The sequence below is a fragment of the Kribbella sp. C-35 genome (genome assembly GCF_046549195.1).
Lineage (GTDB): Bacteria > Actinomycetota > Actinomycetes > Propionibacteriales > Kribbellaceae > Kribbella.
In genome coordinates this window covers 1,470,051-1,495,087 of the sequence record NZ_JAJPWG010000002.1, presented here as the reverse complement: position 1 = coordinate 1,495,087, position 25,037 = coordinate 1,470,051, and the positions used below count along the sequence as shown (strand labels likewise).

The 25,037-nt window shown below is 67.6% G+C and carries 27 protein-coding genes and 2 tRNA genes; 12 read left to right on the top strand and 17 right to left on the bottom strand.

Features of this window, described 5'->3' with window-relative positions:
* The first annotated feature begins 80 nt into the window (after positions 1-80).
* From ACLJOO_RS19710 to ACLJOO_RS19700, 3 genes are read left to right on the top strand one after another with little or no spacing between them, the layout of a single operon-like run.
* Positions 81-779, top strand: a complete 699-nt coding sequence (locus ACLJOO_RS19710; RefSeq protein ID WP_410788629.1) for an alpha/beta fold hydrolase — start codon at positions 81-83, stop codon at positions 777-779.
* Between the two features lie 50 nt (positions 780-829).
* Entirely contained in the window at positions 830-1,681 is an 852-nt protein-coding gene (locus ACLJOO_RS19705) for an alpha/beta fold hydrolase (RefSeq protein WP_410788628.1), read from the top strand.
* A gap of 14 nt (positions 1,682-1,695) precedes the next feature.
* A complete protein-coding gene (locus tag ACLJOO_RS19700; RefSeq protein ID WP_410788627.1) occupies positions 1,696-2,964 on the top strand; it encodes an MFS transporter in 1,269 nt (422 codons plus the stop codon).
* On the opposite strand, the gene ACLJOO_RS19695 is transcribed toward ACLJOO_RS19700, so the two are convergent.
* Positions 2,965-3,096 (bottom strand): hypothetical protein, encoded by a 132-nt coding sequence (locus ACLJOO_RS19695; RefSeq protein ID WP_410788626.1) that lies wholly within the window; start codon positions 3,094-3,096, stop codon positions 2,965-2,967. It lies immediately after the preceding gene.
* Positions 3,097-3,144: 48 nt separating this feature from the next.
* Between ACLJOO_RS19695 and ACLJOO_RS19690 the strand changes: the two genes are divergently transcribed.
* Positions 3,145-4,389 (top strand): YhgE/Pip domain-containing protein, encoded by a 1,245-nt coding sequence (locus ACLJOO_RS19690; RefSeq protein WP_410788625.1) that lies wholly within the window; start codon positions 3,145-3,147, stop codon positions 4,387-4,389.
* Between the two features lie 235 nt (positions 4,390-4,624).
* Here ACLJOO_RS19690 and ACLJOO_RS19685 read toward each other — a convergent pair whose 3' ends face one another.
* Entirely contained in the window at positions 4,625-5,506 is an 882-nt protein-coding gene (locus tag ACLJOO_RS19685) for a sigma-70 family RNA polymerase sigma factor (RefSeq protein WP_410788624.1), read from the bottom strand.
* An 85-nt stretch (positions 5,507-5,591) separates the two neighbouring features.
* On the opposite strand from ACLJOO_RS19685, the gene ACLJOO_RS19680 reads away from it, so the two are divergent.
* The gene (locus tag ACLJOO_RS19680) at positions 5,592-6,470 is read left to right on the top strand and encodes an alpha/beta fold hydrolase (protein ID WP_410788623.1); all 879 of its coding nucleotides are present in this window, start codon (positions 5,592-5,594) and stop codon (positions 6,468-6,470) included.
* A gap of 2 nt (positions 6,471-6,472) precedes the next feature.
* Here the strand turns inward: ACLJOO_RS19680 and ACLJOO_RS19675 are convergent, their stop codons facing one another.
* The 4 genes from ACLJOO_RS19675 to tenA all read right to left on the bottom strand — a co-directional run bounded on the left by ACLJOO_RS19675 (position 6,473) and on the right by tenA (position 9,521).
* Entirely contained in the window at positions 6,473-6,937 is a 465-nt protein-coding gene (locus tag ACLJOO_RS19675; protein WP_410788622.1) for a hypothetical protein, read from the bottom strand.
* A 244-nt stretch (positions 6,938-7,181) separates the two neighbouring features.
* A tRNA-Lys gene (locus ACLJOO_RS19670) sits at positions 7,182-7,254 on the bottom strand.
* A gap of 60 nt (positions 7,255-7,314) precedes the next feature.
* The gene (locus ACLJOO_RS19665; RefSeq protein ID WP_410788621.1) at positions 7,315-8,862 is read right to left on the bottom strand and encodes a phytoene desaturase family protein; all 1,548 of its coding nucleotides are present in this window, start codon (positions 8,860-8,862) and stop codon (positions 7,315-7,317) included.
* Positions 8,859-9,521, bottom strand: a complete 663-nt coding sequence (tenA, locus tag ACLJOO_RS19660; protein ID WP_410788620.1) for a thiaminase II — start codon at positions 9,519-9,521, stop codon at positions 8,859-8,861. The genes ACLJOO_RS19665 and tenA overlap by 4 nt, the downstream gene beginning before the upstream one ends.
* 92 nt (positions 9,522-9,613) lie before the next feature.
* On the opposite strand from tenA, the gene ACLJOO_RS19655 reads away from it, so the two are divergent.
* Positions 9,614-11,335, top strand: a complete 1,722-nt coding sequence (locus tag ACLJOO_RS19655) for an aminotransferase class V-fold PLP-dependent enzyme (RefSeq protein ID WP_410788619.1) — start codon at positions 9,614-9,616, stop codon at positions 11,333-11,335.
* Positions 11,336-11,375: 40 nt separating this feature from the next.
* Here ACLJOO_RS19655 and ACLJOO_RS19650 read toward each other — a convergent pair whose 3' ends face one another.
* Complete coding sequence (locus tag ACLJOO_RS19650; protein WP_410788618.1) at positions 11,376-12,485, bottom strand: ankyrin repeat domain-containing protein; 1,110 nt, start codon at positions 12,483-12,485, stop codon at positions 11,376-11,378.
* A gap of 119 nt (positions 12,486-12,604) precedes the next feature.
* Positions 12,605-13,558: an SMP-30/gluconolactonase/LRE family protein gene (locus ACLJOO_RS19645; protein WP_410788617.1), complete on the bottom strand. Its 954-nt coding sequence runs from the start codon at positions 13,556-13,558 to the stop codon at positions 12,605-12,607.
* 143 nt (positions 13,559-13,701) lie between these two features.
* On the opposite strand from ACLJOO_RS19645, the gene ACLJOO_RS19640 reads away from it, so the two are divergent.
* Genes ACLJOO_RS19640 through ACLJOO_RS19630 form a run of 3 tightly spaced genes read left to right on the top strand, consistent with a single transcriptional unit; the run spans position 13,702 to position 16,527 of the window.
* The gene (locus ACLJOO_RS19640; RefSeq protein WP_410788616.1) at positions 13,702-14,904 is read left to right on the top strand and encodes a sensor histidine kinase; all 1,203 of its coding nucleotides are present in this window, start codon (positions 13,702-13,704) and stop codon (positions 14,902-14,904) included.
* Entirely contained in the window at positions 14,901-15,521 is a 621-nt protein-coding gene (locus ACLJOO_RS19635) for a response regulator (RefSeq protein ID WP_410788615.1), read from the top strand. The genes ACLJOO_RS19640 and ACLJOO_RS19635 overlap by 4 nt, the downstream gene beginning before the upstream one ends.
* 13 nt (positions 15,522-15,534) lie before the next feature.
* Entirely contained in the window at positions 15,535-16,527 is a 993-nt protein-coding gene (locus tag ACLJOO_RS19630; protein WP_410788614.1) for a cation diffusion facilitator family transporter, read from the top strand.
* Here ACLJOO_RS19630 and ACLJOO_RS19625 read toward each other — a convergent pair.
* Positions 16,524-16,874: a thioesterase family protein gene (locus tag ACLJOO_RS19625; protein ID WP_410788613.1), complete on the bottom strand. Its 351-nt coding sequence runs from the start codon at positions 16,872-16,874 to the stop codon at positions 16,524-16,526. The two genes, ACLJOO_RS19630 and ACLJOO_RS19625, sit on opposite strands and share 4 nt — an antisense overlap.
* A gap of 35 nt (positions 16,875-16,909) precedes the next feature.
* Between ACLJOO_RS19625 and ACLJOO_RS19620 the strand changes: the two genes are divergently transcribed.
* Positions 16,910-17,521, top strand: coding sequence for a MarC family protein (locus ACLJOO_RS19620; protein ID WP_410788612.1), 612 nt, complete (start codon positions 16,910-16,912; stop codon positions 17,519-17,521).
* A gap of 50 nt (positions 17,522-17,571) precedes the next feature.
* On the opposite strand, the gene ACLJOO_RS19615 is transcribed toward ACLJOO_RS19620, so the two are convergent.
* From ACLJOO_RS19615 to ACLJOO_RS19595, 5 genes are all read right to left on the bottom strand, one after another.
* Entirely contained in the window at positions 17,572-18,333 is a 762-nt protein-coding gene (locus ACLJOO_RS19615; protein ID WP_410788611.1) for a hypothetical protein, read from the bottom strand.
* 13 nt (positions 18,334-18,346) lie between these two features.
* The gene (locus ACLJOO_RS19610) at positions 18,347-18,835 is read right to left on the bottom strand and encodes a SigE family RNA polymerase sigma factor (protein WP_410788610.1); all 489 of its coding nucleotides are present in this window, start codon (positions 18,833-18,835) and stop codon (positions 18,347-18,349) included.
* Positions 18,836-19,216: 381 nt separating this feature from the next.
* Positions 19,217-19,289: transfer RNA gene (locus ACLJOO_RS19605), tRNA-His, on the bottom strand.
* 79 nt (positions 19,290-19,368) lie between these two features.
* A complete protein-coding gene (gene orn / locus ACLJOO_RS19600; RefSeq protein WP_410788609.1) occupies positions 19,369-19,989 on the bottom strand; it encodes an oligoribonuclease in 621 nt (206 codons plus the stop codon).
* A 51-nt stretch (positions 19,990-20,040) separates the two neighbouring features.
* Positions 20,041-20,952 carry a class I SAM-dependent methyltransferase gene (locus tag ACLJOO_RS19595; protein ID WP_410788608.1) on the bottom strand — a complete coding sequence of 304 codons (912 nt, stop codon included), beginning with the start codon at positions 20,950-20,952 and terminating at the stop codon, positions 20,041-20,043.
* A 77-nt stretch (positions 20,953-21,029) separates the two neighbouring features.
* On the opposite strand from ACLJOO_RS19595, the gene ACLJOO_RS19590 reads away from it, so the two are divergent.
* The gene (locus tag ACLJOO_RS19590; RefSeq protein WP_410788607.1) at positions 21,030-21,509 is read left to right on the top strand and encodes a GNAT family N-acetyltransferase; all 480 of its coding nucleotides are present in this window, start codon (positions 21,030-21,032) and stop codon (positions 21,507-21,509) included.
* Between the two features lie 22 nt (positions 21,510-21,531).
* On the opposite strand, the gene ACLJOO_RS19585 is transcribed toward ACLJOO_RS19590, so the two are convergent.
* Together ACLJOO_RS19585 and ACLJOO_RS19580 are read right to left on the bottom strand one after the other, a co-directional pair.
* Positions 21,532-21,735 (bottom strand): cold-shock protein, encoded by a 204-nt coding sequence (locus ACLJOO_RS19585; RefSeq protein WP_130381366.1) that lies wholly within the window; start codon positions 21,733-21,735, stop codon positions 21,532-21,534.
* 187 nt (positions 21,736-21,922) lie between these two features.
* Positions 21,923-22,477 carry a dihydrofolate reductase family protein gene (locus ACLJOO_RS19580; RefSeq protein ID WP_410788606.1) on the bottom strand — a complete coding sequence of 185 codons (555 nt, stop codon included), beginning with the start codon at positions 22,475-22,477 and terminating at the stop codon, positions 21,923-21,925.
* Between the two features lie 177 nt (positions 22,478-22,654).
* On the opposite strand from ACLJOO_RS19580, the gene ACLJOO_RS19575 reads away from it, so the two are divergent.
* The gene (locus ACLJOO_RS19575) at positions 22,655-23,626 is read left to right on the top strand and encodes a 2-dehydropantoate 2-reductase (RefSeq protein ID WP_410788605.1); all 972 of its coding nucleotides are present in this window, start codon (positions 22,655-22,657) and stop codon (positions 23,624-23,626) included.
* Between the two features lie 48 nt (positions 23,627-23,674).
* On the opposite strand, the gene ACLJOO_RS19570 is transcribed toward ACLJOO_RS19575, so the two are convergent.
* Positions 23,675-25,027: an ABC transporter substrate-binding protein gene (locus tag ACLJOO_RS19570; protein ID WP_410788604.1), complete on the bottom strand. Its 1,353-nt coding sequence runs from the start codon at positions 25,025-25,027 to the stop codon at positions 23,675-23,677.
* Positions 25,028-25,037 lie beyond the last annotated feature (10 nt).

Here is a 25,037-nt window from a genome sequence, read left to right as displayed (position 1 = left end):
CTGAATTCTGCGATGCACAAGTTGTTCAGTCGACGCTGATGGGCTGGTGCCGTCCAGACACCGCAGCGAGAGGCCGGCCCATGTCACAACCCACCGTCGTCCTGGTCCACGGGGCGTTTGCCGATGCGTCCAGCTTCGGCGAGGTCGTACCTCGACTGCTGGACGACCAGATCCGCGTCGTGGCGCCAGCTGTTCCGAACCGCTCGCTGAACGGCGATGCCACGTACCTTGGAGCCGTCCTGGCCTCGATCCCAGGACCCGTCGTACTCGTGGGCCACTCCTACGGCTGCGCGGTCGCAACGGTGGCCGGCACCGGGGACAACGTGAGCAGCCTGGTCTACCTGGCCGGATTCGTCCCGGACCGAGGTGAGAGTCTCGGTGAGCTGGCTGGTCGCTTCGCGGATTCGGACCTCGCGACGGCCATGGTACCGACGCCGGTCCCAGCGGGCGTCGATCTCACGGTGGCGGTGGACCGGTTCCCGGCCGTCTTCGCCTCCGATGTCGACCGTCGCGTCGTGCGGACCTTGGCCGTCACGCAGCGGCCGCTGTCGGCAGCAGCCTTCGAGGAGAAGGCCGCGGCGGCCGCCTGGCACACCAAGCCCGCCTGGGGCGTCGTCGCGACCGCGGACCGAACGATCAACCCCGAGGTCCAGCGCTTCGCCTACCAGCGCGCCAACGTGGCGGCACTCGAGGTGGAGTCCTCCCACCTGGTGATGCTCTCGCAGCCGACCGCGGTTGTGGAGCTGATCAAGAAGGCCGTCCTGGCCGTGAGCGACTGAACCATCCAGCACCGCCTCGACATCACTCGATCCGCCCCGAGGAGACACACATGACACACTCGCGCCGGCGACCCCTCGCCCACCTCGTCGCACTCGTCGCTCTCTTCGCGCTCGTCGGTCTGTTGCTGACCAGCGCCAACCCGTCTGCTGCGACACCGCAGGGCCAGACGCAGTTCTCGTCGTCGTCGGCCAAGCCGACCATCGTGCTGGTGCACGGAGCATGGGCTGACGCCTCCGGATGGACCGCCCAGCTCCAAGCGCTGCGTGCCAACGGCTATGAAGCGATCGCCCCGGCCAATCCGCTCAGAGGCCTCGCATCGGACGCCGCTTACATCCGGAGCGTCCTGGACACCATCGACGGCCCCGTCGTCCTGGTCGGCCACTCCTACGGCGGTGCTGTCATCAGCAGTGCCGCCGCGGGCGCGGGCAACGTCAAAGCGCTGGTCTACGTAGCCGCCTTTGTTCCCGATGAGGGGGAGCCCGTCGGATTGCTGGCGCGGCTCAACCCGGGAAGCCTTGTGACCGACGACGCCCTTCTCGCACGCCCGTACCCGACGCCCGGCGGTGGGACCGACGTCGACCTCTACCTGCGGGCCGAGATCTTCCGCAGCGCCTTCGCCGCAGACCTCCCCACGGACACGACGAGGCTGATGTGGGCCACCCAGCGTCCGCTCGCGGCTTCAGCGTTCTCCGAGCCGGCCGGCCCGGCCGCGTGGCGGACTATCCCGTCGTGGTACCTCGTCGCCACCGAGGACAAGACCATCCCGCCGAAGACGCAGGAGTACATGGCCGGACGCGCACACGCCACAACCATCCGCGTGCGCGCCTCGCACGTCGCCATGGTGTCGCGACCAGCGGCCACCACGAACCTCATCCTGGCCGCCGCTCGCGCAGTCAGCTGACGAACGGAGCCGACATGCACGACCAGGCCTACCAAGCGCAGTGTCGCTCCGCCGAGCAGCGGCACCGCCCCGGAGACGCGGACCGCCGCGCCACCTTGATCCTGCTCGCCCTCGCACTCGGGACGTTCGCCATTGGGACCGGCGAGTTCGGGAGCAACGGGATCGTCCAGCTGTTCGCGGCCGACCTGGATGTCTCCGTGCCCGCGGCGACGTACGCCGTCACCGCCTACGCACTCGGCGTGGTCGTCGGCTCTCCCGTGCTCAGCATCGCCGCTGCCCGCCTGAACCGCCGGACGCTCCTCCTTGCACTGGTGGGACTTTTCCTGGTGGGTAACGTGCTGTCAGCCTTCGCCTCCGAGCTGGGGATGCTCGCGATCGCCCGCTTCATCACGGGGACCGTCCAAGGCGCGTACTTCGGCGCCGGCGCCGTGGTCGCGGCCTACGCCTACGGCCCCGGCAAGGGCGGAAAGGCATTCGCCTCCGTGATGGCCGGACTGACCATCGCGACCATCATCGGTTCACCGATCGGCACCTTCATCGGGCAGCAGGCCGGTTGGCAGGCCCTCTACGCCTGCGTGGCAGGCATCGGGGTCTGTGCCGGTACAGCGATCTGGTACTGCGTACCGCGCACGCCCGCACTGGACGGCGGACCGGTGCGACAGGAGCTCGGAGCCCTACGACGTCCCATGGTCTGGGTCACCATGGCCATCGCTGCACTCGGCATCTCGAGCATCTTCGCCGTCTACACGTTCATCGGCCCCTACATCACCGAGGCAGCCGGAGCCGACCAGGCGATCATCCCTGTCGCGCTGGCGGTCTTCGGCGTCGGAATGGCTACAGGCAACTGGCTCGGGGGGCGTTTGGCCGACGAGTACGCCTACCGGGGAGTGGTCCTGGGATACGGAACGGTGCTGGTCTTCCTCGTTCTCGTGGCTCTTGGCGGTCGGCACCTGGTCGTCCTGTTCCCCGCCCTGTTCGGAGTCGGCGCCACGATGATGATGGCGATACCGACCATCCAGGTCCTTCTGACCCGGTACGCCCCGGAAGCGCCCACGCTGATGGGAGCGTTGAACCTGGCCTCGCTCAACCTGGCCAACGCACTCGGCGCGATCGGCGGAGCAGCCGTTCTCGAGGCAGGTTGGGGGACGCTCTCGACGGCGTGGGCCGGGCTCGTCCTCACCGGAGCGGGCCTCCTTCTGTTCGCCCTGACCGTCCCTCGGGTCGCGCCCCCGCCCGCCCCGCAGCAGCTGTCCGTCGCAGCAGGAACCCCACAGAACCGGTGATCACATGCTCTCCTGGCGCTCCCAGAACTCGTTCCTGTCCATCTGTTCCACCGGATCGGTCCCGTCGATCGGCAGCATCGGCTCCTTCGCCTCGGTCGGCTCGATCCTCAGCGACCACGCGAACTTCTCCATCCTCAACAGGCCAAGTACCCGCGCCTCCTGACGACCGAGGACCAACTCATGAACGTACGCCGTACGCTCTCCCGACGCGCCTGGCTGCTGCCCATCCTTCTCATCGTCGGACTGGCGGCGACCCTGCCGGCCATCTACCTCGCCAGCACCGTCGATCCCCAACGTCACCTGACGGACATGCCGGTCGGACTCGTCGTCGAACCACAGGCCAGAACCGCAACTCCCGATTTCGCCGAAGGCGTCGCCGAGGCGATCGAGGCAGGAACGGGAAAGACACTCGCGATCACCCGGATGACCCACGACGAACTGGCCACCGCGATGGCCGAAGACCGGATCGCTGGTGCGGTTGTGATCCCCGCAGACTTCGACGCCTCGATCGCCAGCCTCTTCCCGGGCGCATCCAGCTCCACCGTTCCTACCGTGACCATCGTGACCAACGCCGGAGACGGAGGCCTCAGCACCGGTCTGCTGGTCGGCAACCTCACGCCCGCGCTGCGAGGGGTTGCCGACGGACTCGGCAAGCAACTGCTCCAGGGCACGGCGCGTTCCGTGCTACCTGCCGCCAACGTCGCCCTGCTGTCGCAACCGTTCGAGACAGCTTCCCGCGCCTACAAACCCCTCCCCGACCACGCCGGCATGGGGATGAGCGCGTTCTACTTCTCGCTGGTACTCGTCTTGATCGGCTTCATCGGCGCATCCCTCACCAACCCGCTCGTCGACTCCGCCCTGGGCTTCATCCCCAGCGAGCTCGGCCCCCTCGTGGCCCGCCAGCCGTACACAGACGTGTCCCGCCGATGCACCTTCCTCGCCAAGGTCGCGATCCTCGTGACCGCCGCGCCCTTGTCCGCGCTCGCGATCCAACTCGTCGCGGCCGTGTTCGGCGTCACCGTCGATGAGCCGATCACCCTATGGCTCTACTCCACTGCCGTCGTTGCTGCGATCGGCACCAGTGCCCTCGCCGTATTTGCGGTCTTCGGATCGGGGATCGGCTCGCTCGTCAACACCGTGTTCTTCGTCGCTCTCGCCATGGTCTCCTCCGGAGGAACGGTGCCCATCGCAGCAACACCGGAGTTCTTCCACCTGTTCTCCGTCGTCTCTCCCTACCGGCACGTTGTCGACGGCACACGTTCCCTCTTCTACTTCGACGGGAACCTCAGCGCAGGACTCGGCAGCGCCTGGATCAGCCTCGCCGTCGGCGGCACGCTCGGCCTCGCCCTGGGACTCGTGGTGACGACCCTGTACGGCCGGGTCCACGCCTTCAGCCGCCATCCGCACGAGAAAGCAAGTCGATGACCGCGCAGTCGGAGACAAGGAGTGGATCGAGGTGGTTCATCCCACGAAGACCAGGTCGCTCGAATGCCTTCGAGTCACACCGAGGGATACAGACGTGCTCGCCAGGCGGGACTTCGGATAGAGAAGTCCGCTCGCCTCCAGTACGCGGCACCGCCCGATCCATGGCGATCGACCGGGATGACTCATCGTTTTACTCACCTGATTTGGGGTCGACCCGTTGCCGGGCCGGGCGGGCTCAGTCGAGAGTGTGTCGATTGAGGTGGGCGAGCTTGTCGGGGTTTCCGATGGCTCGGATCACCTTGACGACCGAGCCGTCGGTCTCGAGCGTGATGACGGTCATGACTCGGCTATGGAGGGAGACCGCGACGCCGGGGTCGCCGTTCACGTCCGTGACGTCGAAGGCTGCTCCCGCGTCTGACAGCGAATGGACCAGTGTCATCGCGACAAGTTGACTTCCGACGAGTGGGCCTAGGGGGGCGCCGGGGACGCGTCCGCCGGAGTCGAACTCGCCGAGGACGTCGGGGTCGAGTACGGCGACAAGCCCTTCGAGGTCGCCTGTCGCGCACGCGGCGGCGAAGTGGGCAGCGACCCTACGGGCCAGCGCGGCGTCGACGGTGAACCGCGGCTCGGGGTCGTTGCGGATCGTGGCTCGGGCTCGCGAGGCGAGCTTGCGCGCGGCGGCAGGACTCCTTCCGGTGACGGCGGCGACGTCTTCGAAAGCGAGCCCGAAGACGTCGTGCAGCACGAACGCGACACGCTCAGCGGGGGTGAGTTGCTCCATCACGGCGAGTAGCGCGAACCGCACTGAGTCGTCCAGCGTCACCCGTTCAGCCGGGTCCAGAGCGGTGCTGCGCGGCTCGAGGACGGGGGAGGGGAGCCACGGTCCGAGGTACCTCTTGCGCACAGTGTCGGCGCGCAACTTGTCGAGGCATACCCGGCCGGCGACGGTGATCAGCCACCCCGCGATGTCGTCGAGCCCGTCGACTCCGTTGCGGACCAGGCGGACATAGGTCTCTTGGACCGCATCTTCGGCGTCGGTGAGAGTGCCGAGCATGCGGTAGGAGACGTCGAGCACGCGGCCTCGGTGTTGCGCCCATGCCTCTTCTACAGCAGTCATGACATCAAGGACGGGTCAGCGCGGCGGAATGTGACGTCGCGAACGGCCGGTCACACTCTGGAGCATCTGAACGTCCTTACGGGGCATGGAGACAACTACATCACGTGTCCGGCCCGGCTGGTTGCCTGAGCAGGTCTGGCCCTATCCCCTCAAGACGCTCATGTGCAGCGGCCACCGCGTCGTCTACACCGACACTGGCGGCGACAAGCCGGTCCTCCTGCTGGTGCACGTGGGCCTGTGGTCGCTGATCTGGCGCGACCTGATCAGCCGGCTGTCGGATGACTACAGGTGCATCACCCTCGATGTCCCTGGCACGGGTCTGTCCGACCGCGTCGCCGCGCGGGAGCAGAATCTCGACACCGCGGCGACCGCGATCGGTGCAGTACTGGACGAGATCGATACCGATGTGACTCTCGTCGTCCACGATCTCGGCGGACTTGCCACACTGGCAGCGGCGAGCACTCGGCTTGACCGGGTGCGCGGACTGGTCGCTGTCAACACCTTCGGTTGGCGGCCACGTGGCCTGATGCTCCCACCGGCACTACGCTTCTTCGGTACGTCGCTGATGCGCGAACTCGACGCCTGGACAGGACTGTTGCCCAACGCAAGCGCGACCCGTTTCGGCGTGGGACGCCACTGGGACCGTGCCACGAAACGCGCCTGGCGCGCGGGCCTCCGTGACCGGTCCGCGCGTCGCTTCTTCCATCGCCTCTTTCGCGACGCGGCGCACAACCACCACGTGCCGGCCGCGGCCGAGAAGGCCGTCGCAGGGCTGCGCAGCAAACCGCTCACCACGGTCTTCGGTCAACTCGGCGACTACTTCTTCTTCCAGCACCAATGGCAAGGTCGCCGTCCTGGGCTGACGAGAGTCATCGTCCCCAGGGGATACCACTTCCCGATGTGCGACAACCCCGATCTCACCGCTCGGGCGATCACTTCCCTCGGGTCGACTCGCCCGCAGTGATATCACGCTTGGCATGAGCAGTCGGGTTCGATCGCCGGAGATCGCTGGCAACGTTGGCTGGAATCCGCCCGACGCCGGGGATATCGACTCAACGCCGCGCCGAAGGCGGGGCGGACGTGATTCTTGAGGGCTCGCCGGTAGGTATCGAGTGAGGTCGGGGAGCGTGTGCCGTCGGCGACGAGGCTCCCGAACCGCTTCTCCCAGACCTCGAGGAGGTGGTTGACCTTGTGCATCGCGGTCAGTTCGCCGGACTGGTTGGTCCTCGCCCGGTCCTGGAGCTTCTTCTTCAGGGCGTTCTCGGCACCAGTCTTGCTTGTGCCGACCGCGCTGACTTGGCGGACGTGACCGTCGTGGTCGCGAAACTTGGTCTGCGACTGATGTTTGACGGGCTTGCCGTTCTTGTCTGTCTTGATGACCTTGGTGGAGATGCTTCCCCACGTTCCGATGGGTAGCGGTGGTCTCGACATGTCAAGCCTCCAACCTGGGTGGCAGTTGGAAGCTCAACGCTGACCGCGGCGCCGAATCGGAGAAGTCGGCAACGCTGCGAACCAGTGTGATGTGACGCACAGTAACGAGCGGACAGAGGCTCGGACAGCGACCTGAAGAGTCGTGGACAGAGTCTGGCGCGCGGTCGGTCACAGCAATGAGATGGGTAAGAGATGACCTACCGGCATGAAGAAACCCAGGGCACCTTGGTGACCTGGGCTTTTGTGCGCCGCCAGGGACTCGAACCCCGAACCCGCTGATTAAGAGTCAGCTGCTCTGCCAATTGAGCTAGCGGCGCTTGGTGTTGCTTTCGAACGAAGAGGATCGTAGCAGGGGGATCGGGGAGATGCGAAATCGGTTAGCGGGTGAGGATGGTCATGGCGGCGTTGTGGCCGCCGAGGCCGGAGACGGCGCCGCCGCGGCGGGCGCCGGAGCCGCAGATCAGGAGGTTGGGGACGTCGGTTTCGGTGCCCCAGCGGCCGGCGTCGGAGGGGTCGGTGGCCCAGGGCCACTGGAGGTCGCCGTGGAAGATGTGGCCGCCGGGCATGCCGACGGATTCCTCGATGTCGTACGGCGTCTTGGCCTCGATACACAGGTTGCCGTCGGCGTCCCGGGCGATGCAGTCCTCGAGCGGCTCGGCGAGATACGACTCGAGGCCGGCCAGGACGCGCGCGGTGGCGAGAGCACGCGCCGAATCGTTGTCGGAGGCAAATAAACGGGCGGGGAAGTGCACGCCGAAGACGGTCAGGGTGTGGTGGCCGGAGGCAACCAGATCGGGGGAGAGGATCGATGGGTCGGTCAGCGAGTGGCAGTACACCTCGGACGGCGGTACGGCGGGCAGTTCGCCGCTCGCGGCGGATCGGTACGCCGTCTCGAGCTGGCTGTAGTCCTCGTCGATGTGGAAGGTACCCGCGAACGCCCGCGCCGGGTCGTCACCGGACTTCAACGCCGGCAGGTGACGCAGCAGCAGGTTGATCTTGAGCTGCGACCCCTCCGGCTTCTCGACACCCGTCTGACCACGCAGCGCTGCCAGTGTCGACGGCGCGACGTTCGACAGCACCCAGGAGCAGTCGACGGATCGCTCACCGTCACCACCGAGCCAGGTGACCGATCCACGGGTCCCGTCTACTTCGACCGCGGTGACTGCGGCGTCGGTGACCAGTGCCGCACCAGCACGCCGCGCAGCAGCGGCCAGTGCGTCAGTGACCGCGCCCATGCCGCCGACCGGTACCCGCCACTCGCCGGTGCCGTTGCCGATCAGGTGGTACAGGAAACACCTGTTCTGGATCAGTGACTCGTCGTGCAGCCCGGCGAACGTTCCGATGACGCCGTCCGTCGCGACGACCCCACGGACGGTGTCGTCGCTGAAGCGTCGCTCGATGGTCTCGCCGAGCGGCCGCTCGATCACCTCGTCCCACAGTGCGCTGTCCACACGGGAGCGGAGGTCAGCCGCCGGCTGGAGCGGCTCCAGCAGAGTGGGAGCGACAGCAGCGGCTAGCGAGGCGACAGAGCCGTAGAAGTCCGTCCAGGCTTCGTACTCCGCGTCACTCCCGGTGAGTGCACGGAACGAGTCCCTGGTGCCAGCGCCTTCCGGCCGCTCGACCATCAGGCCGACGTCGCGTCCAGAGCGGCGTACCGGTGTGTACGACGCGACTGCGCGGGACCGGAGCTCCAGGTTAAGGCCCAGGTCGGCGGCGACCTTGTCGGGCAGCAGACTGACCAGGTACGAGTAGCGCGACAGCCGCGCGTCAACACCTGGGAACACGCGCTCGCTGACTGCTGCGCCGCCGGTGTGCGACTGCTGCTCCAGGATCAGTGTGGAGAGCCCGGACTGGGCCAGGTACGCGGCAGCGACGAGCCCGTTGTGCCCACCACCGACTATGACGACGTCGTAGAAGTCCTTCATCCCACCGGCCAATCGAGCTTGCGGTACGCGGCGTCCCAGAACATCCATTCGTAGCGGCACGTCATGGCAAAGTGCTGGTGACATCGTTCCCGCTCCGCGGCTCCTACGTCCAGCCCGTCCGTGACGGCGAGCACGGACTCGACAACTGCGTCGAACTCCTCGGAGCCGTACGTCTCGATCCACTTCCGGTACGCCGGGTCCGGTGACGACCGTTTGAGCAGCTCACGCCCCACGTCCCGGTAGATCCAGTAGCAAGGCAGTACGGCGGCCACTGCCTCGGCGTACGTACCCGTAGCGCACACAGCCGTCAGATAGGACATGTACGCCGTGGTGGTCGGACCGGAGCCGGCCGCGTCCACGTCCTCCGCTGTCAGCCCCAGTGACGCCAGCAACGAGGTGTGCAGCTCCCGCTCGACTGCTATCGCGTTCGCGGCGTGCAGCGCGAACATGCTGACGGCGTCCTCGTCGAGTGCGCGGCCGGCGATCAGGCTGAGCGCCCGCGAGTACGCGCGCAGGTAGTGGCTGTCCTGGACGATGAAGTACCGGAACGCGTCGTGGTCGAGGGTGCCGTCGGTGAGCCCGATGATGAACGGGTGCCGGACGATCTCGTCGTACACGGAGGCGGCCCCGCGGTCCCACAGCTCGCTGGAAAACGTCATCCCCACTCCTCGCCGTCGACTGGCACCGACCCTATCCAGAGGGCATGCAGTCAGGACGAGACGCAGATCACTTCCTGGCCATACTCTGAGACATGAACACCGAGGGGGAACCAGCCGGGATGCCGCCGGAGTCGCCGTTGCTGCGGCGGATCCGGGCGTCGGTGATCGGTGACGACCAGGTGATGCCCGGGCCGTACGGTCCGCGCCGCGTCACGTACGCCGACTACACCGCCTCTGGGCGGGCCCTGACCTTCCTGGAGGACTTCATCCGCGAGGAGGTTCTCCCGCGGTACGCGAACACTCACACCGAGTCGAGCGGGACCGGCCTGCAGACGACCCGGCTGCGGGAGGACGCCCGGCGCATCATCCACAACAGCGTGGGCGGCGACGACGAGACCGCGGTGATCTTCTGCGGCTCCGGCGCGACCGGGGCGATCGACAAGCTGATCGGGATCATGGGCCTGCGGATCCCGGCCGAGCTCGACGACACGTATCACCTGACCGACCAGATCCCGCTGGAGCAGCGACCGGTCGTCTTCATCGGCCCGTACGAGCACCACTCGAACGAGCTGCCCTGGCGCGAGTCGATCGCCGATGTCGTGGTGATCTCCCAGGACACGGACGGTCATATCGACATCGACCAGCTCGAGGCGAGACTGCGCGAGTACGTCGACCGGCCGCTGAAGATCGGCTCGTTCTCGGCGGCGAGCAACGTCACCGGCATCGTCAGCAACACGCAGCGCGTCTCCGCTCTGCTGCATCGGTACGGCGCGCTGTCGTTCTGGGACTGCGCCGCGGCCGCGCCGTACGTCGAGATCGAGATGTACGGCGGACGCGACCAGGACCCGTTGTCGTACAAGGACGCGATCTTCCTCAGCCCGCACAAGTTGATCGGCGGCCCGGGGACGCCTGGCGTACTCGTTGCGCGCCGTGAGCTGCTCCGCAACCGGGTGCCCGACGTACCGGGTGGGGGCACCGTCGCGTATGTGAATCCGCTCGAGCACCGGTACCTGGACGACCCGGTGCATCGCGAGGAGGGCGGGACGCCGGCGATCATCGGGTCGATCCGCGCCGGGTTGGCGTTCCAGCTGAAGCAGGCGGTCGGGATCGACGTGATCCGAGCGCACGAGGACGCGTACCTGCGGCGCGCGGTCGAGGCGTGGAGGGCGGAGCCGAACCTGCAGATCCTCGGCAACCTGGACGCCGAGCGGCTGTCGATCGTGTCGTTCGTGGTCAAGGCGCCGTCGGGGCGGTACCTGCACCACAACTTCGTGGTCGCGCTGCTGAACGATCTGTTCGGCATCCAGTCCCGCGGCGGCTGCTCGTGTGCGGGGCCGTACGGTCACATCCTGCTCGGGATCGACCTCGACCGGTCGCACGAGTTCGAGGAGGAGATCCTGCACGGCTGTGAGGGGATCAAGCCCGGGTGGGTGCGGGTCAACTTCAACTACTTCATCTCGGACGCCGTGTTCACGTACGTCGTCGAGGCCGTCAAGCTCGTCGCCCGTGAGGGGTGGCGGCTGCTCGGCGACTACCGGTTCGACCCGGCGAACGGTCTGTGGCGGCACCACCGCGGCCCGGTGGAGCCGCCGATGCGGCTCTCCCAGGTCGGGTACGACGCCGACGGCAAGCTCAGGTATCCGCGCCACGACCACACGGCTCCCGAGTCCGCCCTCGATGACTACCTCGCCGAGGCCCGCGACCTGCTGTCCACCTGTCCGCAGGACAGCAGCGATCCCGAGGGGCACGTCAACACCGACTTCGACCACCTCCGCTGGTTCGAACTCCCATCCCGCTGCCTCACCCGCGACTGAAGAGGCCACCCGGCGAGACGGCGCCTGCTCCGCGCGATTCCTAAGGCGCCCCGGCCGCGCGGAGAGTCTTGGCGATCTCGTCGTAGGCGCGGGACTCGGCGTGCCGGAGCGGGCTGACGCCCTCGGCGTCGGCCAGGTTGGGGTTGGCACCGGCGTCGACGAGGATCTTGACGATGTCCTGCCACTGCTGCGTGCCCTTGCCGAGGATGATCGCCTCGAGCAGAGCCGTCCAGCCGAGGTTGTTGACGTGGTTGACGTTGATCTTCGTCTTCACGACCCGCCGGACGTAGTCGACGTGGCCGCGCTCGCTGGCCGGGATGACCGAAATGCCACCAAAGCGGTTCCGCAGCGTCAGGTCCGGTTTCGCGGGCAGCAGGGTCTCCAGCATCGCCACGCTCCCGGTGACGCCGGTGACCAACCAGGCAGAGTCCTGCCGGTCGTCCTGTGCATCGGGGTCGGCACCGAGCGCGACGAGCAGCCTGGCCACCTCGACCCGGTCATTGAGCGAGGCCAGCAACAACGCCGTACGGCGGTGGTCGTCGCGTGACTCGATCGGTGCACCGGCAGCCAATGCTGCGGCGACCTTGTTGGCGTCGCCCGAGGTGGACGCGGCCAGCAGTGCTTCGGTCGCGGCGCGGGTGTCACGGAGCTCACCGGCTGTGTCGAGTACGGCGCTGACCGCTGTCTGGCCGCGATCCTTCGCGGCCTGCACCGGTGTGGCGCCGTCGTTGACCGCCGGCTTCGTGCGGTCGGCCCCGCCGGCGATCAGGAGCCGGACCGTGTCGACGTAGGCCGGTGTGCCTTTGCCCAAGATGACTGCCTCGTGCAGGGCGGTCCAGCCGAGGTTGTTGACGTGATTGACCGCTACGCCGGCTTTGAGCAGCCGGCCGACCACGGCGGCGTGACCACGCTCGGCCGCCCGGATCAGCGCCGTACCGTCGTAGCTGTCGAGGCTGCGGACGTCGGCGCCGTGAGCGAGGGTCAGGTCGAGGAGCTCGAGGTAGCCCTCGCTCGCGGCGATCAGGAACGCGCTCTGGACGGTGTCGTTGACCGCGTTGACGTTCGCATCCGCGGTGATCAGGCGCTTGGCCTCGGCCACGTCGTTCTTCCAGGCGGCGGCGATCAGCTGACTGTCGAGGGTGGACGGCACGGCGGTGCTCCTGGAGGGCGAGCTAGTAGGTGATGCAGTTGGTGCGCTGCTGGCCTCAGTGGAACACGCGGTGGTCACCGCCATCAGCAGGACGGCGACCACGGCGATCGGACGGCGCTTCATCGGCGCGGGTCGAGGGTGATGACCTGGTACGGCGGGACCGCGGTCGCCTCGTCGAACTTGCTGTCGACCACCAGCAGCCGGCCCTGGGCGAGCTTCGCGGTGGTCAGTACCCGGTCCGGATCGGTCGGTGTCGCGGACACCAGCCGTGCGGTCGGGCCGTCGGCAGACAGGCGCAGCGTGCTCAGCACCTTGGAGAAGTTGCGCACGACCCAGAGCCTGTTGCCCTGCTGGACGAGGCCGTCGGCGTTCACGAGATCCGCACCGGCGGTGTCGATCGCGGTGACCTTCGCCGTCCGCAGGTCGAACCGCCACAGCTTGCCGACGTTGCCCTGGGCCACGACCAGCGCCCTGCGATCCGGCGAGAGCACGATCCCGCCGAGGTTGAAGCCGGTCGCCGTCTCGATGGTCCCGGTCGCGTCGGCCCAGGTCGTGACGGTCCACCGGCCGTGCTGCTCGGCGATCCGGAAGATCTGTGGGGCGTTCGAGTTGGTGAAGTACGCCGCGCCGTCCGGCCCGATCACCAGATCGTTCAGGAACGCGTTCGGCACACCGGTCCGCAGTGCGGCGAGCAGCCGCCCGTCGCGGTCGTAGACCCACAGGTCCGGCGCCCCCGGGTGGTCGATCCCGTTCGGCCCGCCGGCGACGTACACCCGGCCCTGGGAGTCGACGTTCACGCCGCGGGCCGTCCAGCGGCCGTCGGTGCCGTCGCCCTTCTGCCACTCGACGGCGTCGCCGCTGCGGAGCCGGCCGCGGTGGATCTCACCGCCGGTGGTCTCGGACACGTAGTAGTTCTTGGTACGCGCGTCGTATCCGATGCCCTCGAACTTCGAGCCGCCGGCGTCACCGGGCAGCTCGTAAGTGGTCGGCCGGGCGGCGAAGGCCGTCGAAGCCCCGGCGCCGAGCAGGGTGGCGGACAGCGCGAGAGTGGCGGACAGCGAACGGACAGACATCTGGACCCCTCAACGGTCGGTGGATTTCGAGCTGCCTCCAGCCTCTGTCCGCCGGGCTCGCCGTACGACGGGTGTTCGGCTACCAATCGATAGCCGAACGGATGATTCGGAACCGGGTCTGCGCGGCCTACGATCAACTGAACATGTCTACTGCACACACCCCGTCGATCCTGAGTCACGCGACCCGGCTGGTGACCGCACTGCACGCGGCACTGGTGGTTCTCGTGCTGGCGTCGGCGATCCGGTACCTCACCGGTCACGGGTTCGACGACCGTGGACCGTGGGTGCTGGTCGGCGCAGTCGTGCTGCTGGCGACGTACGCCGCCTACCGAGTGCTGCCCAGTCGGGTCTGGCTGGCGTTGCTGGTCCTGGAGTGGTGTGTGCTGGTGCTTCTGGCGCCGTCGTTCGCCTGGTGCGCGGTGCCGCTGTCTTTTGTTGCCCTGCGCATCCTGTCGTTCCGGCCGGCCTGTCTGGTCGTTGCGGGCATGGTGGTGGTCACCGTGGTGCAATGGACCCGGATGACCGACCGACTGGACCCGACCATCGTGCTGGGACCGGTGTGCGTCGCAGTGCTTGCCGTAGGCGCCTATCGGGCGCTGGAGCGGGACGCACTAGCCAGACAGGCGCTGCTGGACGAGCTGCACGCAGCACAAGGCGATCTGGCCGACGCACAGCACCAGGCCGGCGTCATAGCCGAGCGGGCGCGGCTGTCGCGGGAGATCCACGACAGCGTGGCGCAAGGCCTGTCGAGCATCAACCTGCTGCTCCAAGCCGCAGAACGCGAGTGGGACGACAGACCGGCCGCCGCACGCGAGCACGCAGCCCAGGCAGCCGCCACTGCACGCGACGGACTGGACGAGGCCAGGAGAGTGGTCCGCGACCTGGCGCCCGCTGAGCTCGCTGCTGGTCTACCGGAAGCACTCCGCAAGACCTGTGAGCGTTTGGCGGCCCACGCCGACCTCAACGTCAGCGTGCAGGTGCACGGAACGCCGGTCACGCTCGACTCGGAGGTGGAGACAGCACTGCTCCGCACAGCCCGCGGCGCACTCGCCAATGTCCTCGAACACGCGCACGCGAAAGCGGCCGTGGTCACGCTCACCTACCACCCGGACGCGGCGGTTCTCGACGTTGTGGATAACGGCCGAGGCCTTCCGCGATCTCATGTCAAGATCGATTCCGACCGCGGCCATGGACTGGCCGGAATCCGCGAACGACTGAGACAACTGGGAGGAACGCTGGTGCTGGAGAGTGAACCGGGAGACGGTACGGCGCTGGCCGCATCGATCCCCCTATCAACGATGTCACCGCCAACGATGGCACCGCCAACGGCATCGGACCGCCCGTGATCAGGGTGGCTCTGGTGGACGATCATCCCGTGGTGCGCGCTGGCGTCCGGGCGCTGCTCGAAGGGCAGGAAGACCTGACCGTCGTCGGCGAGGCGTCCGATGCGCACAGCGCGGAGCAACTCGTCGCGGCCCTGCACCCGGACGTCGTACTGATGGACCTCAACCTCGGCGCCGGAGCCGGCGGGGCCGAGGTCACCGCGCGCCTGCGCGCCCTGGCCGAACCGCCGTACGTGCTGGTGCTGACGACGTACGACACCGAGGCCGACATCATGAGCGCGATCGACGCGGGGGCCTCCGGCTACCTGCTGAAGGACGCGCCGCCGGAGGATCTCTTCCGCGCGATCCGCGGCACCGCCCGCGGCGAAACAGTGCTGGCCCCGGCCGTCGCCGCACGACTGGTACGACGCTCCGGCCCGACGCTCACCGAGCGCGAGGTGGAGATCCTCGGCCTGCTCGCCACCGGCAAGTCGAACCGCGACCTGGCCAAGAAGCTCTATGTCAGTGAGGCGACGATCAAGTCCCACCTGGCGCACATCTACTCGAAGCTGGAGGTGGACAACAGGGCAGCGGCCGTGGCACGCGCGATCGAACAGCGCATCATCCGCGCAGTCAGCTGAGTAAGGTCTGACTGTGAGCAGCTCGGAGGACGACACGTCCGGTGGCGAGAGCCTCCTGACAGTGCTGGTCGCGCTCGCCGCGAACCTGTTGATCGCACTCGCCAAGACGGTGGTCGCGGTGATCACCGGGTCTGCCTCGATGACGGCGGAGGCGGCGCACTCCTGGGCCGACACCGGCAACGAGGTGTTCCTGCTGGTGGGGGAGCGGCGGGCGCGGAAGCCGGCCGACCAGTCGCATCCGCTCGGGTACGGGCGGGTCGGGTACATCTGGTCGATGTTCGCCGCGTTCGGGCTGTTCACGGTCGGCGCCGCGGTCTCGGTGTGGCACGGCATCCAGTCGCTGCAGCACGGTGAGGCCGAAGGTACGTCGTACGGCTGGGCGTACGCCGTGCTCGGGGTCTCGTTCGTCCTCGAGGGGATCTCGTTCACGCAGGCGCTGCGGCAGACCAAGGCCGGTGCGCTGGAGCGGATGCTGCGCCCGTGGCGGTATGTGCGGCTGACGTCGAACCCGGTGCTCCGGGCGGTGTTCGTCGAGGACCTGTCCGCGCTGATCGGAATCCTGATCGCGGCCCTCGCGATCCTGCTGCATCAACTGACCGGCAACGCGGTCTGGGACGCGATCGGCTCGATCGTGGTCGGGATCCTGCTCGGCTGTGTCGCGCTGTTCCTGATCAGCCGGAACATGGACTTCCTGACCGGTGAGGCGGTGACGCCGCTGGCCCGGAACCGGGTACTCCGCGCGCTGCTCGCGCACCAGGACATCGAGCGGATCAGCTTCCTGCACATGGAGTGGGTCGGCGCCGACCGGATCTTCCTGGTCGCCGCGGTCGACGTCGTCGGCAACGACGTCGAGTCCGAGGTCGCCGCCCGCCTCTACGCGATCGAGGACGCGCTGAACGCCCGCCCGGAGATCCAGCAGGCGATCCTCACTCTCTCCCGTCCCGGCGACGCAACCAGTCTCCAGCCCGGCAAACTTCCCTCTTGGTACGTCGAACGGCCCATCTAGGGCAGGTTCGCGAGGAAGCGTTCGCGGTCGACCACGACGCGCTCGAGCTCGCCGTCCGCGATCAGTTGGCCGGCCGAGTTGGTGGCGCGGACCTGGAAGCGCAGGTGGCGACCGTCCACCTCAGGGCCGTCCGCGGCGATGTCCACGGTGTCGCCGACCCGGGTCGGCAGCCGGTGTCGGATGCGAACCGACGTACCGACCGAGGTCTGGCCGGGATCGAGCGCGCCCAGGGCGAGCTGGGCGGTCGTGTACTCCAGCCAGGTGATCAAGCGGGGAGTCGCGAGGACCTCGACGTCGCCGCTGCCCACGGCGAGTGCGGTGTCGGCGGCGGTCACCTCGTGGCGCACGGCAGGTCCTCTCTGAGCCGTGTACGCTCCCGACCGTGGAGCCCGTACACGTTGCGGTTTCGGCGTTGGCTGCATTGTTGCCGATCATGAACCCGATCGGCGCGCTGGCCACCTTCGCAGGCCTGACGGACGGCGTCGACCGCGCCGCGATGAAACGCCAGGCGGTGATGACCGGCGTCTACGTCCTGGCGATCCTGACCGTTTTCGCCCTGCTCGGCACGCTCGTGCTGGAAGGCCTGGGGATCGGTTTACCCGCGTTGCAGATCGCCGGCGGTCTGGTCGTCGCGCACTCCGGCTTCGGGATGATCGTGGCCCGGGAGACCCTGACCGAGGACGAGAAGACGCACGGGGCGATCAAGCCGGACGTGTCGTTCTCGCCGATGGCGCTGCCGTTGATCGCCGGACCGGGCGCGATCGGCGTGGTGATCGCTCTGACCGCACGGCACCCCGGGATCACCAACCGGCTGAGCGTGATCGTGGCGTCGGTCGTGATGGCCGCTCTCGTCGCGGCCCTGCTGCGCTTCGGTACGCCGCTGGTCGACAAGCTCGGCCCCACGGGCCTGGGCGCCCTCAGCCGCATCATCGGCTTCCTCACCCTGGCAATCGGCGTCGAACTGGTAACCCACGGCGTACTCGCAGCGAAGTAGCGAGCCCATCGCGTCCTCCAACGAGGCGACGCGATGGGCTCACTCCACCTCTACTTCGTGACCTTGGAGGGGGAGACCGGGGGGAGCTTCCAGGCCTTGCTCTTGGCGAGGGTCGAGAGGTCCTCGACCGAGAGGAGCGGCTTGGGGCGGGTGTGTTGCTTGCCCTTCTCCGCCGGGGTGTTGTAGCTGGTCACGTTGATGTTGCGGCCGTCGCGACGGAACAGGACCACGTAGTTGCTGACGACGCCGTACTCCGCCTGGCGGCCGTCGGTGTACTCAGGCGACTCCTTGGAGGCGTACAGGACCGACCCGTCAGGCAGGGTGCTGCACCCCGCGCGCTTGGGCACGCACGGGTTTCCCTCGCCGCCGCCGGAGAGCAGTACGTCGACCCGGGCGGCGCCGTGACCGTCGTTGACGACGTACGCCGCACCGGCGTAGTCGCCACCGCCCCACGTCTCGGGGTTCGAGAAGGTCCGGCCGGGCGCCGCGACCAGCGTCTTGAGCGTCGCCAGCGTCTGCTTGGGGTTCACCGCAACAGGCTTGGCCGTCGGAGTGGTCTTGACCGAGGGTTTGGCGATCGGCACGGGCGAGCCGGCGACGGCGGCGTTCGTGGGGGAGCCGGCCAGATGAATCCCGCCGGCGATCAGCCCCGCGGTAGCCAGCACGGCCCCAGCACCGGACGCCGTGGCGATCGCCGTACGCCGGCGGCGCAGCCGCAGCCCCTGCGCAACGCTGCGTTCGAGCAGATCTGGTGTGACGGGCTCGAGGTTCTCGGTGGCGCGGTGCATCAAATCGGTGAGTTGGGTGTTCATGGTTCTCCTCAGTTCAGAGCGCGATCAACTGGTCGGCACCCTCACCCAGAACCGCCCGCAGACGGTCCAAGGCGCGGGCAGTGCGAGTAGTGATCGCACTGGTCTTCTTGCCAAGATCGAGCGCCACCTGCTCGACGCTGCGATCTTCGAAGAACCGCAGCACCAACACGGCCCGATCCAACGGCGCCAGCTCCGCCAAAGCACTCTGCAAAGCCATCCGCAACTCCGGATCCCCAACCCGCTCCGCACTCTCCGGCACCTCAGCAGTAGGCCGCTCAGACCAACTACGACGCCGCCGCTGCGACACAAACGTCCGCACCAGAACAGTCCGCGCATAAGCCGCAGGACTATCGATCCGCTGCCAAACCTTGAGCAGATTCGCCAACGTCTCCTGCACCAGATCCTCAGCATGATGCCGATCCCCAGCCAGCAACCAAGCAGTCCGGTACAGCCGCGGTATCTGCACCCGCGCAAACTCCTCGAAGTCCTCAGTCGTACCCATCCACACCTCCTGTAGGCCTCTGCCACAAGAGACGCACTGAGGAGGCGGTCAGATCACACCCAACTCAGAACACTTTCGAAAGAACCCAAACCGAGAACGCCAAAACCCCCACCACAAACGTCACCAGCACCACAACGCCATACCCAAACCAAGCGCTCCCACTCAACTTCACCAGCACATCCTCCCACGAGGGCAATCACCAACAGACGAACCGAACCACCGAAGCCGAGCGAACCGCCCAACCCAGCCACGGAAGCCGAGCGAAGCGAAGGCAAAAGGGGGTGCGGGTGGCGGAGCCCCCGCCCGCGGCAAGCGAAGCGCAGCCGCACAAATGACGAAGCCGACCAAACCTGCGCTCTCCGCAGGCATGGCCGGCCATCGGGTGAGTGACGGGACTCGAACCCGCGACCACCTGGACCACAACCAGGTGCTCTACCAGCTGAGCTACACCCACCATTGCCGTCTGAAGCGCGACGGCTGAGCAATCATAGCGACGAACTGTCCGGACCTGAAATCGAGGGCGGATCCGCAGGTCAGGCGCCGGTTGTGCTGTCTTCGGTGGGTGCTGCGACGAGGTTGGCGGCGGCCCGGGCGGTGCTGGAGTCGGGGCCGGGCTGGGGTACGAAGACGGTTTCCCGGTAGTACCGCAGTTCGGAGATGCTTTCGGTGATGTCGGCGAGGGCGCGGTGGTTGCCGGTCTTGGCCGGCGTCGCGTAGTACACGCGCGGGTACCAGCGCCGTACCAGCTCTTTGATCGAGCTGACGTCGACGTTGCGGTAGTGCAGGTGGGATTCGACGCGGGGCATGTCGCGGACGAGGAAGGTGCGGTCGGTGCCGACCGAGTTGCCGGCGAGGGCGGCCTTGCGCGGCTCTTTGACGTACGACGTGATGAAGTCGAGCACCTGCTCCTCGGCGTCGGCGAGCGGGATGCCGCTGGCGAGCTCTTCGAGCAGTCCGGATGCGGTGTGCATGTCGCGGACGAAGTCGCCCATCTGGTCGAGCGCGGCCGGTGGCGGCGCGATCACCAGGTCGATCCCGTCACCGAGCACGTTCAGTTCGTAGTCGGTGACCAGAACCGCAACCTCGATCAGGGCGTCGTTCGCCAGGTCGAGGCCGGTCATCTCGCAGTCGATCCACACCAGCCGGTCGTTCATGAGGACCCACCTTACGGTGACGGGCCGACAGTGCGGTGACGGCGTGCCCTGTCAGCGCGGCGCGTGCCCCAGGTGGATGCTGCGGACGGACAGTACGGCGAGGTCGGAACGCCGCCCGAGGTAGTGCGGTCCGTCCGGGTCCAGCAGCTGCCGCCAGGTGTCCAGATCCTCCGAAGTCAACCATTCCTGGTCCGGAACAACATGACCGTGACCATGCCCGTGCGACTGCCCGTGACCATGGCCGTGTCCCTCGCCGGCCCCGGTGAGTCGCTCGATCCGCGTCTGGAACGCGCGTACGACGGCTTCGAGCCGCTCCGGCGGCAACGGCGGCGGCGTCTCGGTCAGCACGCTCCGCGTGGTCGCCTCGGTCAGCCCGGCCCGGGTCAGCGCCTCGGTCCACCCGTACGGCATGGGCACCGATCCTGGCAGCGACTCCCGCATCACCTTGAACCACCGGTCCTGCGCCAGGTCGAGCCGCAGCTCCAGCCCGGGCTCGCCGATTCCGAGATCCCATGGCAGGTGTCGCGCGGGCAGGCCGCCTTCCGCGAGCGCCAGCCGCCCACCGGGCGCGAGCAGCGAGGCGAGCGCCTCCACCGCGGCCTGCTGGTCGGCAGCGTGGTGAACGGAGGCCGATGCCCAGATCAGGTCGGCCGGAGCGCCGATTGCCCGACGCAACGGCTCCGCCCCGTCGTCCATCGACGCCAGCTCGCACCGCACCAGACCGGCTGTATGCTCGCGTGCCTGCTCCAGTACGTCGGGGTCCGCGTCGATCGCCACCACCGTCGCACCGGGCAACGCCTCAGCGAGCGCCTTGGCCATCCCGCCACCGCCGCAGCCGACGTCCGCGACGACCCTGTCGCCGTCCCGCACCAGACTGCGAGCCACTGCCGCGTTCCAGTCGGTCTCGCCCTCCGCCGACGCGCGCAGCCGGCCGGCCTCTCCAGCCCAATCGATCTCGATCATGACGACAGTCTGGTCCCCGCCGCCGACGCAGCCCACCTCACGTTGCCGGTCTGGCAAATGGGGTTACCGTTGCGCGGGTGATCGCCACGGACCGCCTGACGCTGCTGCCGCTCGAGGTCGAGTACGCCGAACCGATGGCAGAGGTGCTGTCCGACCCGGCCCTCTACACTTTCACGGGAGGCGAACCGCCGTCCGTAGTGGCTCTGGAGGCACGCTACCGCCGCCAACTGGCCGGTCCGGGACGTCCGGACGAGCAGTGGCTCAACTGGGTGATCAAGTACGACGACACGCTGATCGGATACGTCCAGGCGACCGTCATCGCCGGTACGGCGGAGATCGCGTGGGTGATCGGCAGCGCTTGGCAGGGCCGCGGTTTCGCGAAGGAGGCCGCCCAGGGACTGGTCACCTGGCTACGGGCTCAGAGAATCGGCCGGATCATCGCGCACGTACATCCGGACCACACCGCATCGGCCGCTGTCGCCGCCGCGATAGGTCTCGCTCGCACCGACGTACTGGAAGACGGCGAGTACCTGTGGAACACGGCAGACCCGGCGTGAACCGGGTCTGCCGCTTACAGAATCAGACCGGGCGGACGTTCTCCGCCTGCAGGCCCTTCGGGCCCTGCGCGATCTCGAACTCAACCCGCTGGTTCTCGTCCAGGGAGCGGAAGCCCTGCGTCTGAATCGCCGAGTAGTGCACGAATACGTCGGCGCCGCCGTCCTCCTGGGAGATGAAGCCGAAGCCCTTCTCGCCGTTGAACCACTTCACTGTTCCCAAAGCCATGATTTTCTCCTGATACGACAAAACGCCCGGCGGATCACAAATCCGCGGGCGCTTCGACACGAACGTGGAACTGCAAAACTGCTATCGAGCCAAAACCCTAGCACGCTGGATGAGCCGTCAGCCACCCCTCGCCACGCCGTACGTCGTACTCGTCCGGCATACCCGGCCACCTGACCGCCTCATCTTGCTAGGGCCGCACGTACGTCGCCAGCGATGCCGCGCCGGTCCGGATGACCGAGGCGAGCTGGAAGTGAGCGGGTGTGTCGGACGGACCGAACAGCTTCTCGCCGCTGCCGACGATCGACGGGAAGGTCATCAGCCGGTACTCGTCGACCAGGTCGGCTGCCTGCAGCTCCCGGATCACACCGAGGCTGCCGGTGACCGCAATGGTCCGCGACTCGTTCCGCACATAGTCCGTGAGCGAGCCCTCCAGCAGGGTGGAGTTGGGGAAGGCCGACAGGTCGGTCAGCGAGTGCGACACGACCACCTTGGCCATCTTGTTCATCCGGGTCGAGAAGTCGTCGGTGCGGTTCGGCCAGAGCCGGCTGAAGATCTCCCAGGTGGTCCGGCCGAGCAGCAGTACGCCGGTGTCCATGAGTTCGCCGAGCCGGAACTTGTCGCCGTCGACGGTTTCGCGGCCGTGGCGGAACGCCCAGCCGCCGGCCGGGGTGCCCTCGGAGCCGTCCGGGTCGGTGATGGTGCCGTCGAGGCTGACGAATCCGGTGAAGATGACGTGGCCCATGGTTCCTGCTCCTTGTGTCGAGTGATTCATGCCGGTACATACCGGCGAGCAGGCCCCGATTCATCGCTGCGCACCGAACTATTTTGGCGAGCGCTTGCCGGGAAGTGTGATCTTGACCGCATTCGGCCTCCAGCCTACTGTATGCGGTATACAAGCCCCCCGGAAGGCAGGGACCTTATGAGAGTTGCGGTTCTCGGCGCCGGTGCGATCGGTGCGTACGTAGGCGCGGCGCTACACCGTGGTGGGACCGAGGTCCACCTGGTCGCCCGCGGCGCGCATCTGGAAGCGATCCGGTCGGACGGTGTCACGGTGCTCAGCCCACGCGGTGACTTCACGGCCCGGACACCGGCCACGGACGACCCGGTCGCGATCGGCCCGGTCGACTATGTCTTTCTCGGGCTCAAGGCGAACTCGTACGCGAACGCCGGCCCGCTCATCGAGCCTCTGCTGCACGACCGCACGGTCGTGGTGGCGGCGCAGAACGGCATCCCCTGGTGGTACTTCCACGGGCTGAAAGGACCGTACGAGGGCCGCCGGATCGAATCGGTCGACCCCGGTGGCGCTGTCACCCAGGTGCTCGACCTCGACCGCGCGATCGGCTGCGTCGTGTACTGCTCCACCGAGCTCGAAGGCCCAGGCGTCGTACGGCACCTGGAAGGCACCCGCTTCTCGATCGGCGAACCCGGCGGCGGGCAGTCGGAACGCTGCGCGGCCTTCAGTACGGCGATGATCGCGGGCGGGCTGAAGTGCCCGGTCGAGGACGACATCCGCAACGACATCTGGATCAAGCTGCTCGGGAACGCGGCGTTCAACCCGATCAGCGCGCTGGCCCGGGCGACGATGGTGGAGATCGCGACGCATCAGGGCACCCGGCAGATGGTCCGGATGATGATGGAGGAGTCGCTGGAGATCGCCGCCGCGCTCGGCTGCCACCCGGACATCTCCGTGGACAAACGGCTAAACGGCGCCGAACGCGTCGGCGAGCACAAGACCTCGATGCTGCAGGACCTGGAAAAGGACAAGCCGCTCGAACTCGACGTCATCCTCGCGGCGGTCGTCGAACTGGCCGACCTCACCGGCGTCAAGGCGCCCACCCTGCGCGCGGTTCACGCGGTAGCCGACCTTCTGGCTTCCAAGGTCGGCGTATAAAGCCAGGTGGGTCCGACCACAGCGACGTCGGACCCACCTGTTCCAGCACTAGCTGTTGACCTGGAAGCCCTGCTCGTTGCCGTACTTCACGAGTGCGTCCTGCCAGGACTTGAGGCCTCCGTTCAGGTCGGACTTCGACTGGTACGCCTTGCCGACGGTGTCGCCGTAGATGCTGTTCGCGTACAGCTCGTACGGCAGGTAGCTCCAGCCCTTGACGACCGAGCCGGCCGCCTCGGTAAGGACCTGGTTGATCTTCTGGCCGCCGAAGTACGCACTCGCCTTGTCGACGAACGCCGGGTCCTTCAGGTCGGCGGTGGTCGCCGGGAACCCACCGCTGGCGAGGAACGGCTTCACGCCCTCGTCGTGGTTCAGCCAGCGCACGAACGCCGCAGCGAGGGCCGGGTTCTTGCTCTGCTTGAGCACAGACTCGGTGCTGCCGCCGTTCTCCGCGGTGGCCGGCTGGCCGTCGTACGTCGGCATCGGGGCGACCGCCCACTTGCCGGCGCCCGCCTTGACCGAGGACTCCATCACGCCGGGCATCCACGCACCGGTCGGCAGCGTCGCGATCGTGCCATCGCCGAGAGCCTTGAACCACTCGTCGGTCCAGCCCGGGATGTTCGAGACCAGGCCGCCGCCGACGAGCTGGTTCCACAGGCCGGTCCACTTCTTGGATCCGTCGTCCTGCAAGTTGATCGTGACGTTCTTGCCGTCGGTCTTGAACGGCTGGCCGCCCGCCTGCCAGATCATGCTCGTGGTGAAGCCGGCGTCACCGGAGTCGTTCGTGATGTAGGCCTTCGGGTTCGCCGCGTGCAGCTTCTTCCCGGCTGCGACGTACTCGTCCCAGGTCTTCGGCACGGCGATGCCGTACTTGTCGAAGACCTGCTTGTTGTAGAACAGCGCCATCGGTCCGGAGTCCTGCGGCAGCCCGAACAGGCCGCTGCCGGCGTGCACGGCGGCCCAGGTCGAGGCGGTGTACGCCGACTCGTACTGCGAGAACCCGTACTGGTTCAGGTCGACGAGCGAGCCGGGCAGGGCGAACTGGGGGAGCGCCTGGTACTCGATCTGGGCGACGTCCGGCGCACCGGAGCCGGCCTTGATCGCGTTCTGCAGCTTCGTGTAGTGGTCGTTGCCGGTACCGGCGTTGACGTAGTTCACCTTGACGTTCGGGTACTGCTTCATGAACGCGGTGACCTGGGCCTGCGCCGACGGCGTCCAGCTCCAGTAGGTGATCTCGCCGCCCGCCTTGAGCGCGGCGTCGACCGCGTCGACCGAGCCGGTCGTCGTACCGCCGCTCGCGCTGTCGGTCTTCGAGCCGCCGCCGCACGCGGCCACCACCGCGAGGGCTGTGAGAGCGGCTCCGGCAACCACCAGCTGCCGGATCCCCCACCGATGTGACTTCATCCTGTTCCCT